General features: G+C 68.5%; 14 protein-coding genes. 8 read left to right on the top strand and 6 right to left on the bottom strand.

Going from position 1 to position 16,205, the window contains the following annotated elements; all coding sequences use genetic code 11:
* Positions 1-215: 215 nt before the first annotated feature.
* The 6 genes from gyrB to dnaA all read right to left on the bottom strand — a co-directional run bounded on the left by gyrB (position 216) and on the right by dnaA (position 9,856).
* A complete protein-coding gene (gene gyrB, locus ACU6P3_RS16885; RefSeq protein WP_447197923.1) occupies positions 216-2,294 on the bottom strand; it encodes a DNA topoisomerase (ATP-hydrolyzing) subunit B in 2,079 nt (692 codons plus the stop codon).
* Between the two features lie 636 nt (positions 2,295-2,930).
* Positions 2,931-3,548 carry a DciA family protein gene (locus ACU6P3_RS16880; protein WP_447193052.1) on the bottom strand — a complete coding sequence of 206 codons (618 nt, stop codon included), beginning with the start codon at positions 3,546-3,548 and terminating at the stop codon, positions 2,931-2,933.
* Positions 3,545-4,759 carry a DNA replication/repair protein RecF gene (recF, locus tag ACU6P3_RS16875; RefSeq protein WP_447193051.1) on the bottom strand — a complete coding sequence of 405 codons (1,215 nt, stop codon included), beginning with the start codon at positions 4,757-4,759 and terminating at the stop codon, positions 3,545-3,547. Before recF ends, ACU6P3_RS16880 begins: the two co-directional genes overlap by 4 nt.
* Before the next feature lie 72 nt (positions 4,760-4,831).
* A complete protein-coding gene (gene gnd, locus ACU6P3_RS16870; RefSeq protein ID WP_030744308.1) occupies positions 4,832-5,707 on the bottom strand; it encodes a phosphogluconate dehydrogenase (NAD(+)-dependent, decarboxylating) in 876 nt (291 codons plus the stop codon).
* Positions 5,708-5,784: 77 nt separating this feature from the next.
* Positions 5,785-6,915 carry a DNA polymerase III subunit beta gene (gene dnaN / locus ACU6P3_RS16865; RefSeq protein WP_344269106.1) on the bottom strand — a complete coding sequence of 377 codons (1,131 nt, stop codon included), beginning with the start codon at positions 6,913-6,915 and terminating at the stop codon, positions 5,785-5,787.
* Positions 6,916-8,005: 1,090 nt separating this feature from the next.
* Positions 8,006-9,856 (bottom strand): chromosomal replication initiator protein DnaA, encoded by a 1,851-nt coding sequence (gene dnaA, locus ACU6P3_RS16860; protein ID WP_344269103.1) that lies wholly within the window; start codon positions 9,854-9,856, stop codon positions 8,006-8,008.
* Between the two features lie 363 nt (positions 9,857-10,219).
* Here dnaA and rpmH point away from each other — a divergent pair, with 363 nt between their 5' ends.
* The 8 genes from rpmH to ACU6P3_RS16820 all read left to right on the top strand — a co-directional run bounded on the left by rpmH (position 10,220) and on the right by ACU6P3_RS16820 (position 16,169).
* The gene (gene rpmH, locus ACU6P3_RS16855; protein ID WP_003949374.1) at positions 10,220-10,357 is read left to right on the top strand and encodes a 50S ribosomal protein L34; all 138 of its coding nucleotides are present in this window, start codon (positions 10,220-10,222) and stop codon (positions 10,355-10,357) included.
* A gap of 18 nt (positions 10,358-10,375) precedes the next feature.
* Positions 10,376-10,747 (top strand): ribonuclease P protein component, encoded by a 372-nt coding sequence (rnpA, locus tag ACU6P3_RS16850; protein ID WP_447193050.1) that lies wholly within the window; start codon positions 10,376-10,378, stop codon positions 10,745-10,747.
* A complete protein-coding gene (gene yidD / locus ACU6P3_RS16845) occupies positions 10,744-11,103 on the top strand; it encodes a membrane protein insertion efficiency factor YidD (RefSeq protein WP_447193049.1) in 360 nt (119 codons plus the stop codon). Before rnpA ends, yidD begins: the two co-directional genes overlap by 4 nt.
* A gap of 3 nt (positions 11,104-11,106) precedes the next feature.
* Complete coding sequence (yidC, locus tag ACU6P3_RS16840) at positions 11,107-12,354, top strand: membrane protein insertase YidC (RefSeq protein WP_447193048.1); 1,248 nt, start codon at positions 11,107-11,109, stop codon at positions 12,352-12,354.
* Positions 12,355-12,368: 14 nt separating this feature from the next.
* Positions 12,369-12,890: a Jag family protein gene (locus tag ACU6P3_RS16835; RefSeq protein ID WP_447193047.1), complete on the top strand. Its 522-nt coding sequence runs from the start codon at positions 12,369-12,371 to the stop codon at positions 12,888-12,890.
* Positions 12,891-12,996: 106 nt separating this feature from the next.
* Positions 12,997-13,713, top strand: a complete 717-nt coding sequence (gene rsmG, locus ACU6P3_RS16830) for a 16S rRNA (guanine(527)-N(7))-methyltransferase RsmG (RefSeq protein ID WP_030744325.1) — start codon at positions 12,997-12,999, stop codon at positions 13,711-13,713.
* A 264-nt stretch (positions 13,714-13,977) separates the two neighbouring features.
* Positions 13,978-15,054, top strand: a complete 1,077-nt coding sequence (locus ACU6P3_RS16825) for a ParA family protein (protein ID WP_078854342.1) — start codon at positions 13,978-13,980, stop codon at positions 15,052-15,054.
* Positions 15,051-16,169 carry a ParB/RepB/Spo0J family partition protein gene (locus ACU6P3_RS16820; RefSeq protein WP_447193046.1) on the top strand — a complete coding sequence of 373 codons (1,119 nt, stop codon included), beginning with the start codon at positions 15,051-15,053 and terminating at the stop codon, positions 16,167-16,169. The genes ACU6P3_RS16825 and ACU6P3_RS16820 overlap by 4 nt, the downstream gene beginning before the upstream one ends.
* Positions 16,170-16,205 lie beyond the last annotated feature (36 nt).

The raw sequence follows: 16,205 nt of genomic DNA, 5'->3' as shown, positions 1-16,205 counted from the left end.
TGGATCACCGGCGTACCGGGGGTGCCGGGGACGCCGGAGCCCTCGGCGCCGCTCGTTCCACCGGCGGCAGCCGCGGCGCCGGAAGCACCGGAGGCAGCCGGGTCGCCAGGAACGTCAGGAGTGTCGGGGGAGTCAGGTGTTTCAGGGGTGTTCTCGTCGGCCATTGCTGGTCAGTGTTCCTTTCGGCCTTGTCGAATCCGTCAGCTGTGGCCGACTCAGATGTCGAGGAAGCGGACGTCCTTGGCGTTGCGCTGGATGAAGGACCGTCGTGCCTCGACGTCCTCGCCCATCAGCACCGAGAACAGGTCGTCCGCCTGGGCCGCGTCGTCCAGCGTGACCTGTCCGAGCACCCGGTGGTCGACGTCCATCGTGGTGACCCGGAGCTCTTCGGCGTTCATCTCGCCCAGCCCCTTGAAGCGCTGGATCGAGTCCTCGCGGATGCGCTTGCCGTTCTGCTTGCCGAGCTCGACCAGGGCGTCGCGCTCGCGGTCGGAGTAGGCGTACTCGAAGTCGTCCCGGCCCCACTTGATCTTGTACAGCGGCGGCCGCGACAGGTAGACGTGCCCGGCCTCGACCAGGGGACGCATGAAACGGAACAGGAACGTCAGCAGCAGCGTGTTGATGTGCTGGCCGTCGACATCGGCGTCCGCCATCAGGATGATCTTGTGATAGCGGAGCTTCTCGATGTCGAAGTCCTCGTGCACACCAGTGCCGAACGCCGAAATCAGCGCCTGCACCTCGGTGTTCTGGAGGATCTTGTCGATACGGGCCTTCTCGACGTTCAGGATCTTGCCCCGGATCGGCAGGATCGCCTGGTACATCGGGTTACGGCCCGACTTCGCGGAACCGCCGGCGGAGTCACCCTCGACGATGAAGATCTCGCACTTCGAGGGGTCGTTGGACTGGCAGTCGCTCAGCTTGCCCGGCAGCGACGCGCTCTCCAGCAGGCCCTTGCGGCGGGTGAGGTCCCGCGCCTTACGGGCCGCGACCCGGGCGGTGGCGGCCTGGATCGCCTTGCGGATGATGTCCGCGGCCTCGACCGGATTGCGGTCGAACCAGTCCGTCAGGTGCTCGTGGACGACCTTCTGCACGAAGGTCTTCGCCTCCGTGTTGCCCAGCTTCGTCTTCGTCTGCCCCTCGAACTGCGGCTCGCCCAGCTTCACCGAGATGATCGCGGTGAGGCCCTCGCGGATGTCCTCGCCCGTGAGGTTGTCGTCCTTCTCGCGCAGCAGCTTCTTCTCGCGCGCGTAACGGTTGACCAGGCCGGTCAGCGCCGCCCGGAACCCCTCCTCGTGCGTGCCGCCCTCATGGGTGTGGATGGTGTTCGCGAACGAGTAGACACCCTCGCTGTACTGCGCGTTCCACTGCATCGCGATCTCGACCGAGAGCATCCGCTCCTTGTCCTCGGCCTCCACGTCGATCACGGTGGGGTGGATCAGCTCGCCCTTGCGCGAGTTGAGGTACTTCACGAAGTCGACGATGCCGCCCTCGTAGTAGTACGTCACCGTGCGGGCCGGCGGCTCCTCGTCCACGCCCTCGGTGATGTCCGTGCCCGCCACATCGGCACCGACGACGGCCTTGGCGGACTTGCGCTCGTCGGTCAGCGTCAGGGTCAGGCCCTTGTTGAGGAAGGCCATCTCCTGGAAGCGCCGGGAAAGAGTCTCGAACGAGTATTCGGTCGTCTCGAAGATCTCCGGATCCGCCCAGAAGGTGACGGACGTTCCGGACTCGGTCGTCGGCTCGTTCTGGAGCAGCGGCGCCGTCGGCACACCGAGCTTGTAGTCCTGGGTCCACCGGTAGCCGTCGCACTTGACCTCGACCGCGAGCTTCGACGACAGGGCGTTGACGACCGAGACACCGACGCCGTGCAGGCCACCGGAGACGGCGTAGCCGCCACCGCCGAACTTGCCGCCCGCGTGCAGGACGGTGAGCACCACCTCGACGGCCGGCTTGTTCTCGGAGGGAACGATGCCGACGGGGATACCGCGGCCGTTGTCGACGACCCGCACCCCGCCGTCGGCGAGGATCGTCACGTCGATGGTGGTCGCGTGCCCGGCCATGGCCTCGTCGACGGAGTTGTCGACGACCTCCTGCACCAAGTGGTGCAGCCCACGCTCACCGGTGGAGCCGATGTACATACCGGGCCGCTTGCGGACCGCGTCCAGGCCCTCGAGCACGGTGATGGCGCTGGCGTCGTACGAGGCGGCGAGTTCGCCGTTCTCGCCGGTGACGGTGGACGGTGTCTTCTCATCGGGGTTGCCGGAATCGGCCACGAAGCGCCCTTTCTGGCACAGCGCAGGCCGTTGACCCGAGCAAGCGGGAGCGGCTGCGTCGTTCGGCTTGTATCAGCTTCTATTGACGGTTCCCGCAAGCACAGCGGGATTTCCCACCAGTCTACCGGTAGCGCCGACACGAATGGGGGTTTGCGGGTACCTGAGTACCGATGTGCCGCCCTGAATGAGCGCCTGCCGACTCCCCATATTCGGGAAGGGGCTCCAAGAGGCTCACACCGGCATTGAGCGCTTCGGGCTGTCAACCTGCCGCTACGGTGCGGGACGCCCCGTCTTCCCCGGCCGACGTCCCTGGTCACAGCGGTGTCGCGGGGCGTACGGAAGGGGCGCGGACGGGGGGCGCGGAAAGAGCGTGCCGGGACGGGGAGATGGGAGAGGAGAGGAGAGGAGGCGGCCGCGGCGCGAGGGGCGCGGGGTCGGGCGCGGTCGCACCGGGGGGCGGACTCGCACCGGACGTGGGCCGGGGGCGGACCGAGGGCGGACCGAGGGCGGGGTATCGAGGCGGGCGGGCCCGCGCCCGGCCCCTGCCCGCTCCGGTCCGCTGCCTCACCGGCCGAAGGGCGTACGCCGGCGGAACGCATACCTATACATCCGGGGTCCGCCGGCCGTCCGGTAGGTACGGGACCGTTGCGTCCGGTCTCAGCCGTAGGTGTCGCCGGGCCCTCTGCTCCCCGCCGCGCGCAGCCGGCCGTACCGCTGCGGCGGACCGCCGGGCCCCAGGACCTTGATCACGCGTACGGTGCCGTGGCCCAGGTCCTCGTTCAGCCGGGCCACGAGGCGCGGCGCCAGCAGGCGCAGCTGCGTCGCCCACGCCGTGGAATCGCAGAGCACCGTCAGGACCCGCTGGTCGTCGCTGTCGTCATAGCGCTGCGGCACGCAGTGCTTCGCCACGTCCTCGCCGACGATCTGCGGCCAACGGCCCATCACCCCGCCCACGGCGGCCGGGGTCTCCCAGCCCCGCTCCGTGATCAGCCGGTTGATCGCGGCGCCGAGCGGCAGGGGGTCGCGGCCGTCCGCGCCGGCGCCCGAACGCAGGCCGCCGCCCCGCCGCGCCTGCTTCTTCTGCTGCGCGGCGGCACCACGTGCCCGCGCCTGCTCCTTGGCCGCGCGCAACGCGACCCGGGCCAGGTCCACCCCCGAGGCCTCGGCGGGCGCCGGTACGGCACCGTCCGCCGTGCCCGGCCGGGGCGGCACGGGCCGACCGTACGGCGCGGCCGAGTCGTACCCGGCGTCGCCGCTGTCCCTGCCGTCACTCATACGCGCTCCACCGTGCCGTCCGCCACCAGGTACCGCGCCCCGGCCAGCACATCCGGTACGTCATCGTCCACCGCCGCGGTCACCAGCACCTGTTCACCCGGCAGGACCAGTTCCGCGAGCCGCTCCCGCCGCCGCTCGTCCAGCTCGGCGAAGACGTCGTCGAGCACCAGCACCGGCTCGTTGCCCTCGGAGCGCAGCAGGTCGTACGAGGCCAGCCGCAGCGCCAGCGCGTACGACCAGGACTCGCCATGGCTCGCGTACCCCTTCGCGGGCAGCCGGCCCAGCTTGAGCACGAGGTCGTCGCGGTGCGGGCCGACCAGGGTCACGCCCCGCTCGATCTCCTGCTTGCGCACACCGGCCAGCGCGGCCAGCAGGCGTTCGTACAGTTCCTCGCGGGTGTGCCCGGCGAACTCCGGCTCCGCGAGCCCCACGGATCCCGTCGCGGCGGTGTCCCACGCCGGCTCCGCACCCACGTCGGGGGGTCCCGGGCTCCCCTCGGCTTCCAGGGCGGAGGAACGGTACTCCAGAACCACCGGGCCGCCCCCGGGAGCCAGTTGCTCGTACGCCTTGTCCGCCAGCGGGCGCAGAGTCGCGATCAGGTCGAGCCGCCGCGCCAGCAGTTCCGCCCCCACGCGCGCCAGATGCTGGTCCCACACGTCGAGCGTGGACAGGTCCATGCCACGGCCACCGTGCCGCCGGGCCATCGCCGCCGACTTCAGCAGGGTGTTGCGCTGCCGGAGCACCCGGTCGTAGTCGGACCGCACGCCGGCCATCCGCGGCGAGCGCGCCGTGACCAGCTCGTCGAGGAAGCGGCGCCGCTCACCCGGATCGCCCTTCACCAACGCCAGGTCCTCCGGCGCGAACAGGACCGTCCGTACGATCCCCAGCGCGTCCCTCGGTCTGACCTGCGACGACCGGTTGATACGGGCGCGGTTCGCCCGGCCGGGGTTCAGTTCGAGCTCGACCAGTTGCGAGCGCTCCCCCTGGGTCACCGCGGCCCGGATCACCGCGCGCTCGGCTCCCATCCGCACCAACGGCGCGTCGGAGGAGACGCGATGGCTGCCGAGGGTGGCGAGATAGCCGACCGCCTCGACCAGATTGGTCTTCCCCTGTCCGTTCGCCCCCACGAACGCGGTGACGCCCGGATCGAGCGGCACCTCGATCCGGGCGTAGGAGCGGAAGTCGGCCAGCGACAGATGCGTGACGTGCATGGGTGTGCGCCGGCCCTCCCGGGTGTGTACGTGCTGATTCCGCCGCCGGCCGGCCGCCCGGCCGCCGGATCGTTACGCCTTCTCGACCGCGTGACCGCCGAACTGGTTGCGCAGCGCGGCGATCATCTTCATCTGGGGGGAGTCGTCCTGGCGGGAGGCGAAGCGGGCGAACAGGGACGCGGTGATCGCGGGCAGCGGCACCGCGTGGTCGATCGCCGCCTCGACGGTCCACCGGCCCTCGCCGGAGTCCTCCGCGTAGCCCTTCAGCCGCTCCAAGTGCTCGTCGTCGTCCAGCGCGTTGACCGCCAGGTCCAGCAGCCAGGACCGGATGACGGTGCCCTCCTGCCAGGAGCGGAAGACCTCGCGGACATCGGTGACCGAATCGGCCTTCTCCAGCAGTTCCCAGCCCTCGGCGTAGGCCTGCATCATCGCGTACTCGATGCCGTTGTGAACCATCTTGGCGAAGTGGCCCGCGCCGACCTTGCCCGCGTGCACGGAGCCGAACTCGCCCTCGGGCTTGAGCGCGTCGAAAATCGGCTGCGCCTTGGCCACGTTCTCCGCGTCACCGCCGTACATGAGCGCGTAGCCGTTCTCCAGGCCCCAGACACCGCCGGAGACGCCGCAGTCGACGAAGCCGATGCCCTTGATGCCGAGCTCGACGGCGTGCTTCTCGTCGTCCGTCCAGCGGGAGTTGCCGCCGTCCACCACGACGTCCCCCGGGGACAGCAGACCTGCCAGCTCGTCGATCGTCGCCTGGGTCGCGGCCCCGGCCGGCACCATCACCCACACCACGCGCGGCCCCTTGAGCTTGCCCACCAGCTCCTCGAGGCTCTGGACATCGGAGAGGTCCGGATTGCGGTCGTAACCGATGACGGTGTGGCCCGCGCGGCGGATGCGCTCGCGCATGTTGCCGCCCATCTTGCCGAGACCGATAAGACCGAGCTCCATCAGGCGTTCCTTAAGCGTTGAGGCGATTCGTACCCGGGTCCGAGCCTACGCCCGGACCCGGCCACTCACCTGTGGGGTCAGCCGCTCAGTCGTACCGGCATGATCAGGTACTTGTACGCCTCGTCCGCTTCGGCGTCGACGGCCGGGCGGCCGCTGAGCAGGGCCGGCTTCGTGGACGTCGTGAAGGAGAGCTGGGCGACCGGGGAGTCGATCGCGCTCAGGCCGTCCAGCAGGAAGGTCGGGTTGAAGGCGATCGAGATGTCGTCGCCCTCGAGCGTCGCGTCGACCCGCTCCACAGCCTGTGCGTCGTCGCTGGACCCGGCCTCCAGGATGAGCACGCCCTGCTCGAAGCTCAGCCGCACCGGCGTGTTCCGCTCGGCGACCAGGGCGACTCGCTTGACGGCCTCCACGAACGGGGCGGTCTCGATGACCGCGACCGAGTTGAACTCGGTCGGGAAGAGCGTGCGGTACTTCGGCAGGTCGCCTTCGAGCAGGCGTGTGGTCGTACGGCGGCCCGCGCCCTCGAAACCGATCAGGCCCTCACCGGCGCCCGAGCCGGCCAGCGCCAGGGTGACCGTGTCACCGCTGGTCAGCGCCTTGGCCGTGTCCAGCAGCGTCTTGGCGGGCACCAGGGCGACCGCGGAGATGTCCGGGGACTCCGGCTTCCACAGGAACTCACGGACCGCGAAGCGGTAGCGGTCGGTCGAGGCCAGCGTGACCGTGTCGCCCTCGATCTCGATCCGTACGCCCGTGAGCACCGGCAGCGTGTCGTCACGGCCTGCGGCGATCGCGACCTGGGAAGCGGCCGAGGCGAAGACCTCACCGGGAACGGTGCCGGTCGCCGTCGGCATCTGCGGCAGCGCCGGGTACTCCTCCACCGGAAGGGTGTGGAGGGTGAACCGGGAGGAGCCGCAGACCACGGTCGCCCGTACACCGTCTGTGGAAATCTCCACCGGCCGGTTGGGCAGCGCCCGGCAGATGTCGGCGAGCAGCCGGCCGGAGACGAGGACCGTGCCGTCCTCCTCGACCTCCGCGTCCACCGAGACGCGCGCCGAGACCTCGTAGTCGAAGCTGGAGAAGCTGAGTGCTCCGTCCTCGGCCTTCAGAAGAAGGCCCGCGAGAACGGGCGCCGGCGGACGGGCGGGGAGGCTCCGAGCCACCCAGGCCACCGCCTCCGCGAGTACATCGCGCTCCACCCGGATCTTCACCGGAACCGCCTCCTGCTTGTTGCTGGCTCGCCCTGCTGGCCTTCGTCGTCGGCTGTGATGCCGGTGACCAGTCTGACGCACGGCACCGACAGTCGGTGCGGTCGCGGGTCAAGTCGAGTCGACGGGTGCCGGAGGCTCCGGGGCCGAGTTGTGCACAGGGCCTTCTTCGAAGCGAATTCCCCGGTAACTCCAGGTGGAAGTAGTAGTAGGGCCTGTGGAAACCGTGGAAAACGTTGTATCCGCAGGTCAGGGCCGGTTTTTTGTCCACTGGTGCTGTGGGTGCGGCTCGTGGACAACTCGCGCCTTCTGTGGACACGCCGAAGTTGTGCACACCCGATGCACAGGACACCGGTACTTCTCCCCAGTGCTGTCCCCAGCTTTACCCCGGTTCCCCACAGCCCAACCCAGCTCCTTGGTGTGACGCCTTTCACTCGACTCAGCGATGCCGGGCGTTTCGTTGCCGAACAGTGGACAGGGGTGTGGATGAGCTGTGGGCAACGGAGGCCTGCCTGTGGGCCGCCGGTGGACAACGGATCCGGCGCCCTGTGGAAGAGTTTTCCGTCCACAGTCTGTGGAGCGGCGTCGGCCACAATTCCACAGCCACCTGACCTGCCGTGATGATCGACTGGCGGCGGGGCCTGTGGACGCCGTCTGGACAACTTCCCCGTCCCCAAGCTGTGGACGGAGGATTCCTCCAGGATCTGTGGAGAAGCCTTCCGCGCGTCTCCGGATTCGAACAGCGGACGTGGCGCGCGGTGCGCCGGCCCTCGGCGTCCTGGCCACGGCGCCTCGGGCAGGGACGACGCGGAAGCGATGAAGAAGCGGCGAAGAGGCGGGGAAGCGACCACGAAGGGGACGAGGAGCGGACGGTGAAGGGCGCCCGGGGACCGTGCCGCGCGGAGTCCCCGAGCGCCCCTGGAGGACGACTCCGACCCGTGGCTCATGGCCCGGCCCGCGTCCGGTCGCGGACATGGGCGCGGCCTTCCGAGCGACGGTCGCAGCGGCCCGTACCGGGGGCGTGCCCCTTGCCGCTGTGCCGGTCGCCGTGGCTGTGCCGGTCGTGCCGGCACAGCCAGTGGCCTCAGTGGTGTCAGCCGTTCTTGATGCGGTTGGTCAGCTCCGTGACCTGGTTGTAGATGGAGCGCCGCTCCGCCATCAGCGCGCGGATCTTCCGGTCCGCGTGCATCACGGTCGTGTGGTCGCGGCCGCCGAACTGCGCCCCGATCTTGGGCAGCGAGAGGTCGGTCAGCTCACGGCACAGGTACATCGCGATCTGCCGCGCCGTGACCAGCACCCGGCTGCGGGAGGACCCGCACAGGTCCTCCACGGTCAGCCCGAAGTAGTCCGCCGTCGACGCCATGATGGCGCTCGCGGTGATCTCGGGCGCCGCGTCCTCGCCCCCCGGGATCAGGTCCTTCAGGACGATCTCGGTGAGACCGAGGTCCACCGGCTGCCGGTTGAGCGAGGCGAACGCCGTCACCCGGATGAGAGCCCCTTCGAGTTCGCGGATGTTGCGCGAGATCCGGGAGGCGATGAACTCGAGCACCTCGGGCGGGGCGTTCAGCTGCTCCTGGACCGCCTTCTTCCGCAGGATCGCGATCCGCGTCTCCAGCTCCGGCGGCTGGACGTCGGTGGTCAGGCCCCATTCGAAGCGGTTGCGGAGCCGGTCCTCCAGCGTGATCAGCTGCTTGGGCGGGCGGTCCGAGGACAGCACGATCTGCTTGTTGGCGTTGTGCAGCGTGTTGAAGGTGTGGAAGAACTCCTCCTGCGTCGACTCCTTGCTCGCCAGGAACTGGATGTCGTCCACCAGCAGGATGTCGACATCGCGGTACCGCTTGCGGAAGGTGTCGCCCTTGCCGTCCCGGATCGAGTTGATGAACTCGTTCGTGAACTCCTCCGAGCTCACGTAACGCACCCGCGTCCCCGGATAGAGGCTCCGGGCGTAGTGCCCGATGGCATGGAGCAGGTGGGTCTTGCCCAGCCCGGACTCGCCGTAGATGAAGAGCGGGTTGTACGCCTTGGCCGGGGCCTCGGCGACGGCGACCGCCGCCGCGTGCGCGAACCGGTTGGAGGCCCCGATCACGAAGGTGTCGAAGAGGTACTTGGGGTTGAGCCGGGCATGCGGCTCGCCGGGGCCCGGCGCCGGTGCGGGCTGGGCGCCCAGCGGGCCCGGCGCTCCCCCGCGCGGGCCGCCCGGCACCGCGCTGTGCGTGCCGCCGTGCCGGGGGGCCGGCAGATCCGGAAGATCACGCGCGTCGGAGTGCTTGGCGTACTCGGACCGCTGGTCGTACGGCCCCCCGTCGGACCGCTGGTCGTACGGGCCGCCCTCGTGCGGACCCTGTGGCGGCTGCCGGTAGTCGTGCTGCGGCTGCTGGGGGCGGGGGGTGTACGGGTCGCTGTCCTGGTAACCGCCGAGCCGCTGCTGCTGCCAGGAGAGATCGTCCTGGGTGCGCGGCCAGACACCGGGATCGGGGCGCTGCTGCTGGTAGTCCGGGTACGCGGGGCGCACCGACGGCAGTCCGTCGTCCGACGGCCGGTGGCCGTAGCCGTCGTCCGCCGCGCGGCGCCCGTAGTCGTCGTACGGATCGCTCTGGCGCGACTGGTCGTGCTGCGGCGCCTGGTAGCGGGACTGCTGGGGCAGGGGCGGGGCCGGCGGGGTGGGCTCCGCGGCGGAGTCGTCGACGGTGATGGCGATTCGGATGGGCCGTCCGCACTCGCGGCTCAGGGTCTCGCTGATGAGCGGGGCGAGCCGGCCCTCGAGGACCCGCTTGCCCCATTCATTGGGAACGGCGAGGAGCGCGGTGTCGGCGACCAGGGCGAGGGGCTGGCAGCGTTCGATCCACTGCTTGTCCTTGGGCTCGACGCCCTGCTGGCCCTCTCTGAGGAGATGCTCCAGCACTCGTGGCCACACTGCGGCAAGATCGGCAGGTACGTCAGCCACGGGGCACGCTCTCTCGCAGGTCCCACGAATGTGTGGTTCTCGGGACGGGATCGGGAAGACCGGCAGGAAAAGAAGCCGGAGTTCAGCCACGGTAGTCAGGGCGACCCGCGCGGTTCAAGTCGTTGTCCACAGCCTGTGCACAATGAGTCCCGGCCCGGACCTGGTTTGACCGGATGGCGTAGCCGCGCGTACCGTGACCAGGTCGAGTTGTCGATGGCTGCTGCCGCCTGCCTCCGATGGGCAAAGATCACGAACTGTGGTTGTTGAAGCGGTGCACTCGGGCGTAAACGCGAGCTACTCGTGGGCGCACGGTGACAGCCAGGCGATGTCCCGCCACCACACACATTTTTCTGGAGCCCCCGAGTGAGCAAGCGCACCTTCCAGCCGAACAATCGTCGTCGCGCGAAGACCCACGGCTTCCGGCTGCGGATGCGCACCCGTGCCGGCCGCGCGATTCTCGCGTCCCGCCGTGGCAAGGGTCGCGCACGTCTGTCCGCCTGATCGCCAACAGGTCATGACGTGCTGCCTACCGAGAATCGGCTGAGGCGGCGCGAGGACTTCGCGACCGCGGTACGCCGAGGACGCCGGGCCGGACGCCCGCTTCTCGTCGTCCATCTACGCAGCGGTCCAACCGACCCGCACGCGCCTGGGGAGAGCGCTCCCCCGACGCGTGCGGGTTTCGTCGTGAGCAAGGCCGTGGGCGGAGCCGTCGTACGGAACCGGGTGAAGCGGAGACTGCGCCACCTGATACGCGAACGTCTGTCCGAGCTGCCCACCGGTAGCCTGGTTGTCGTACGGGCGCTGCCCGGAGCGGGTGACGCCGACCATGCCCACCTGGCCCGAGACCTGGACGCCGCTCTCCGGCGGTTGCTGGGAGGGGGCGCGCGATGAAATACCCGCTGCTGGCTCTGATCAAGCTGTACCAGTGGACGATCAGCCCACTGCTGGGTCCTGTCTGCCGGTACTACCCGTCGTGCTCGCACTACGGATATACCGCCATCGACCGGCATGGCGCGGTGAAGGGGACGGCTCTGACCGCCTGGCGCATTCTGCGGTGCAACCCGTGGTCGCCCGGCGGTGTGGATCACGTCCCGCCGCGCAAACGCCCGCGCTGGCACGAAATGCTGCGCACGGCGTGGCGCGACAGGAAGGGCGGGCACTCCGCCGCTGGCGTGCCTTCCGGGGGGCCGGACACCGGCGACCCCGGCCCGGCCGCAGAGACCTCGCCCAAAGCTCAAGGAGCCTGATTAGTGGACACGATTGCCAGTTTCTTCAGTTTTATCACCACACCTGTTTCCTGGGTCATCGTCCAGTTCCACTCGCTGTACGGGGCGGTCTTCGGCCCTGACACGGGCTGGGCCTGGGGGCTGTCCATCGTGTCCCTGGTGGTACTGATCCGGATCTGCCTGATCCCGCTCTTCGTGAAGCAGATCAAGTCGACCCGCAACATGCAGGTGCTCCAGCCGAAGATGAAGGCGATCCAGGAGCGCTACAAGAACGACAAGCAGCGTCAGTCCGAGGAGATGATGAAGCTGTACAAGGAGACGGGTACCAACCCGCTCTCCTCGTGCCTGCCGATCCTCGCGCAGTCGCCGTTCTTCTTCGCCCTGTACCACGTGCTGTCCAGCATCGCCAGCGGCAAGACCATCGGTGTCATCAACCAGAGCCTGCTCGACAGCGCGCGTCAGGCGCACATCTTCGGGGCTCCGCTGGCCGCCAAGTTCATGGACAGCAGCGACAAGGTGGCGTCCCTGAACGCTTCCCTGACCGACGTCCGGATCGTCACGGCGATCATGATCGTGCTGATGTCCGCGTCGCAGTTCTACACGCAGCGCCAGCTGATGACGAAGAACGTCGACCTCACGGTGAAGACGCCGTACATGCAGCAGCAGAAGATGCTGATGTACATCTTCCCGGTGATCTTCGCTGTCACGGGTGTCAACTTCCCGGTCGGTGTGCTCGTCTACTGGCTGACCACCAACGTGTGGACCATGGGCCAGCAGATGTACGTGATCAACCAGAACCCGACGCCGGGCAGCAAGGCGCAGGACCAGTACCTCCAGCGCCTCCTGAAGTCCATCACCTCACAGGGGCAGGTGCGGTCGCGGCGTAAGCGCACCATCGTCCAGGCGATCGTGGCCAAGGGCCCGGACCGCAACGACAACGAGCGCCGTTTCGTCACCGGCCTGGCGAAGGCGGGACTGGCAGCACAGACCGACGGCACAGTCGCCAAGAGCGACACCGCCACCGTTGAGGCCGAAGCCGGTGGCGCGGCGCGTCGGCAGCAGCCCAAGCGCCAGACCAAGGCACAGCGCCAGGCGGCCGCCGGTCACTCGCCGGCCGACAAGCCGGCCCCCGGCAAGCCTTCGTTGCAGAAGGACGAGCCGCAGGACAGCACGTCCAAGCCGTCGGGCAAGTCCGCCGCCGGTTCCGCTCGCCAAGCCAAGCCGGGCCAGCGCAAGGGCCAGCAGCGCCCCAAGCACCCGTCCAAGAAGTAAGAAGGAGTGCATCCGTGACGGAAGGCACCATCTCCGCCGCCGAGTCCGTGGACGAGGCCGACGACACCCTGTCCCGCCTGGAGCAGGAAGGCGAGATCGCGGCCGATTACCTTGAGGGTCTGCTCGACATCGCGGATCTCGACGGGGATATCGACATGGACGTCGAGGCGGACCGTGCGGCGGTCTCGATCATCAGCGACTCGGACGGCCGGGACCTGCAGAAGCTCGTGGGGCGTGATGGTGAGGTGCTGGAGGCGCTCCAGGAGCTGACGCGGCTCGCCGTGCACCGGGAGACCGGAGACCGGAGCCGGCTGATGCTGGACATCGCGGGCTTCCGCGCCAAGAAGCGCACCGAGCTGGCCGAGCTGGGCACCAAGGCTGCGGACAAGGTGAAGAGCACCGGCGAGCCGGTGAAACTGAACCCGATGACGCCCTTCGAGCGCAAGGTCGTGCATGATGCGGTCGCCGCCGCCGGCCTGCGCAGTGAGTCCGAGGGCGAAGAGCCTCAGCGCTTCGTCGTGGTGCTCCCTGCCTGAGCGGTCCCGCGTTTTTCGGCCCCGTCTGTTGAGCAGGCGGGGCCGAACTTTGTCAGCCTGATAGTTCAGCCACCAGTCGGTGGATCGGTATGGAAGGACGGTTCCCGTGTCGGAGGCAGCAGAGCTTCCCCCCGCGCCGGACGAGGCACGCACGGTTTTCGGCGAATTCTTTCCGGAGGCTGTCCGCTACGCGGAGCTGCTGGCGGACGCCGGCGTGAGGCGCGGTCTGATCGGTCCACGCGAGGTACCACGGCTGTGGGAGCGGCACCTCCTGAACTGCGCGGTGCTCTCCGAGGTTGTTCCCGAAGGCGTCATGGTCTGCGATGTGGGCTCGGGCGCCGGGCTTCCCGGCATCCCCCTGGCGTTGGTGCGGCCCGACTTGAAGATCACGCTGCTGGAGCCCCTGCTACGTCGGACCACCTTCCTCCAGGAAGTGGTGGAACTGCTGGGCCTGGATCATGTGACGGTGGTCCGCGGCCGAGCCGAAGAAGTGCTCGGCACCCTTCAGCCCGTACATGTGGTGACGGCCCGGGCGGTGGCCCCGTTGGACCGTCTGGCCGGCTGGGGCGTTCCGCTGCTCCGTCCGTACGGCGAGATGCTGGCGCTCAAGGGCGACACGGCCGAGGAAGAGATCAAGGGGGCTCGTGCGGCACTGAGCAAGCTGGGTGTGGTGGGGACCTCGGTGTTGCATGTCGGCGAGGGCATCGTCGACCCGCTGGCCACCGTGGTGCGCGTGGAGGCCGGGGAGAGCCCCGGCGGTGTGCGGTTCGCCACCAAGCGGGCCAAGGCTGCTCGAGCCGGTCGGGCGCGTCGCCGCCGTTGAGTCGGGCCATGCGCCTGGTGAGCGATGGTGCTCCATACAAGCTGCCGTACGCGGGTACTACGGAGTGTCGTAACAGCCTGGCCTAGCGGCCCGTGCATCGTGTTTCACGTGAAACGTCGCTCACTGCTGCAAGGAATCATCGGCCGTGGTCGCGCGGCTACCACATCGCGCGACCGGAAGACCCTCGAAAGGGGGACGGGGTTGTCCACAGAGGCGGATTCATCCACAGAACCACGGACCTCGCTGGTTCCTGACCCCGAAAGCATGGCAGGCTCTGTTCATTGCGAGTCTGAAGTCGAGGAGAGTGAATCCTTGCGGTCCGACGCCAACATCGCGGGACCGATGACCGATCCGGTCCCCGGTCCCCGCACCGAGTCGGCGGGGGAGGATGTTTCACGTGAAACACCACCTCCGATGGACGACACCCCTATTGGTCGAGCCGCCCAGTTGGCGGTGGAGGCGCTGGGGCGTGCGGGTGACGGTCTGCCTCGCCCTGAGCAGACGCGGGTCATGGTTGTAGCCAACCAGAAGGGTGGCGTGGGGAAAACCACGACCACCGTCAACCTTGCCGCCTCGCTCGCCCTGCATGGTGCGCGGGTCCTGGTCGTCGACCTTGACCCGCAAGGCAACGCCTCCACAGCGCTCGGCATCGACCATCACGCCGAAGTCCCCTCGATCTATGACGTCTTGGTGGAGAGCAAGCCGCTCTCCGATGTGGTTCAGCCCGTCCCGGACGTCGAAGGTCTCTTCTGTGCCCCCGCCACCATCGATCTCGCCGGTGCGGAGATCGAGCTGGTGTCGCTGGTGGCACGGGAGAGCCGACTGCAGCGGGCGATCGAAGCGTATGAGCAGCCGTTGGACTACATCCTCATCGACTGTCCGCCCTCGCTGGGTTTGTTGACGGTCAATGCGATGGTCGCCGGCGCAGAGGTGCTGATCCCCATCCAGTGTGAGTACTACGCACTCGAAGGGCTGGGACAGCTGCTGCGCAATGTCGACCTGGTGCGCGGCCACCTCAACCCCGGCCTGCATGTCTCGACGATCCTGCTCACCATGTACGACGGCAGGACTCGTCTCGCCTCGCAGGTGGCCGAGGAGGTTCGCAGCCACTTCGGCAAGGAGGTGCTGCGGACAAGCATTCCTCGCTCCGTACGTATCTCTGAGGCGCCGAGTTACGGCCAGACGGTACTGACCTATGATCCGGGATCCAGCGGGTCCCTGTCGTACCTAGAGGCCGCCCGCGAGATCGCCCTGCGGGGAGTCGGGGTGCACTACGACGCCCAGCAGGTTCATTTGGGCATCCAGAACAGCCAGCAGAGCATGTCGGAGGGGATCCAGTGAGTGGGGGCCGTAGGGGCCTGGGACGCGGGCTCGGTGCCCTGATTCCTAGCGCTCCGCAGGAGAATCAGACGTCCTCCCCTGAAGGGGCTGCGGCCTCTTCAGGAGCGGGGGCGGTTTTGACCGCGGACCGCGGAGTGGCCGCGGCGAAGGTGACCTCGCTGCCACCGGGGCCCGTCGTTCCGGAGCCGACGACAGTCGCACCGGCGGCTGAGACGCTGAATGAGCTGCGGTCGGTGGACGGGGCGCATTTCGCTGAGGTACCGGTCGACCTGATCGTGCCCAATCCACGTCAGCCTCGTAAGGAATTCGACGAGGACGCGCTCGCCGAACTGGTCACGTCCATCAAGGAAGTGGGGCTCCTCCAGCCTGTTGTCGTACGACAGACGGGGCCTGAAGCCTATGAGCTCATCATGGGCGAACGGCGTTTGCGGGCCTGCCGGGAAGCCGGCCTGGAACGTATCCCGGCGATCGTCCGGGCCACGGACGACGGGAAGCTGCTTCTCGACGCGCTGCTGGAGAACCTGCACCGCGCTCAGCTGAACCCCCTCGAAGAGGCCGCGGCCTACGATCAGCTGCTCAAGGACTTCAGCTGCACACAAGAGCAGTTGGCGGACCGGATCGGGCGTTCACGCCCGCAGGTCGGCAACACCCTACGGTTGCTACGGCTCTCCGGTCCGGTACAGCGGCGGGTCGCTGCCGGGGTCCTGTCGGCCGGTCATGCTCGGGCGCTTCTCTCAGTGAAGGATGCGGAGGAGCAAGACCGACTGGCCCATCGCATTGTTGCGGAGGGGCTCTCAGTACGGTCGGTCGAGGAGATCGTCAGGCTGATGGACTCGGAGCCTGAGAGCGCGCCCAAGCACAAGGGGCCGAGGGCCGGCGCCCGTGTGTCACCGGCGCTGACCGATCTGGCGTCCCGGCTCTCCGACCGGTTCGACACTCGGGTGAAGGTCGATCTGGGGCAGAAGAAGGGGAAGATCGTCGTCGAGTTCGCGTCGATGGAGGATCTGGAACGCATCCTCGGCACCCTGGCCCCAGGTGAAGGACGAGTGTTGGAGAAGGGCCTTTCCGAAGGTGTCGGAGACGGGGAGGACAAGGAGCAGCAGCGCGCGAGCTGACACTCTTCGCCAGCCTCTGGGCGGGCCGGTTCCCTG

Source organism: Streptomyces hebeiensis (assembly GCF_052983195.1).
The sequence above is the reverse complement of the archived record's forward strand: the minus strand, read 5'-3'. Positions and strand labels throughout refer to the sequence as shown.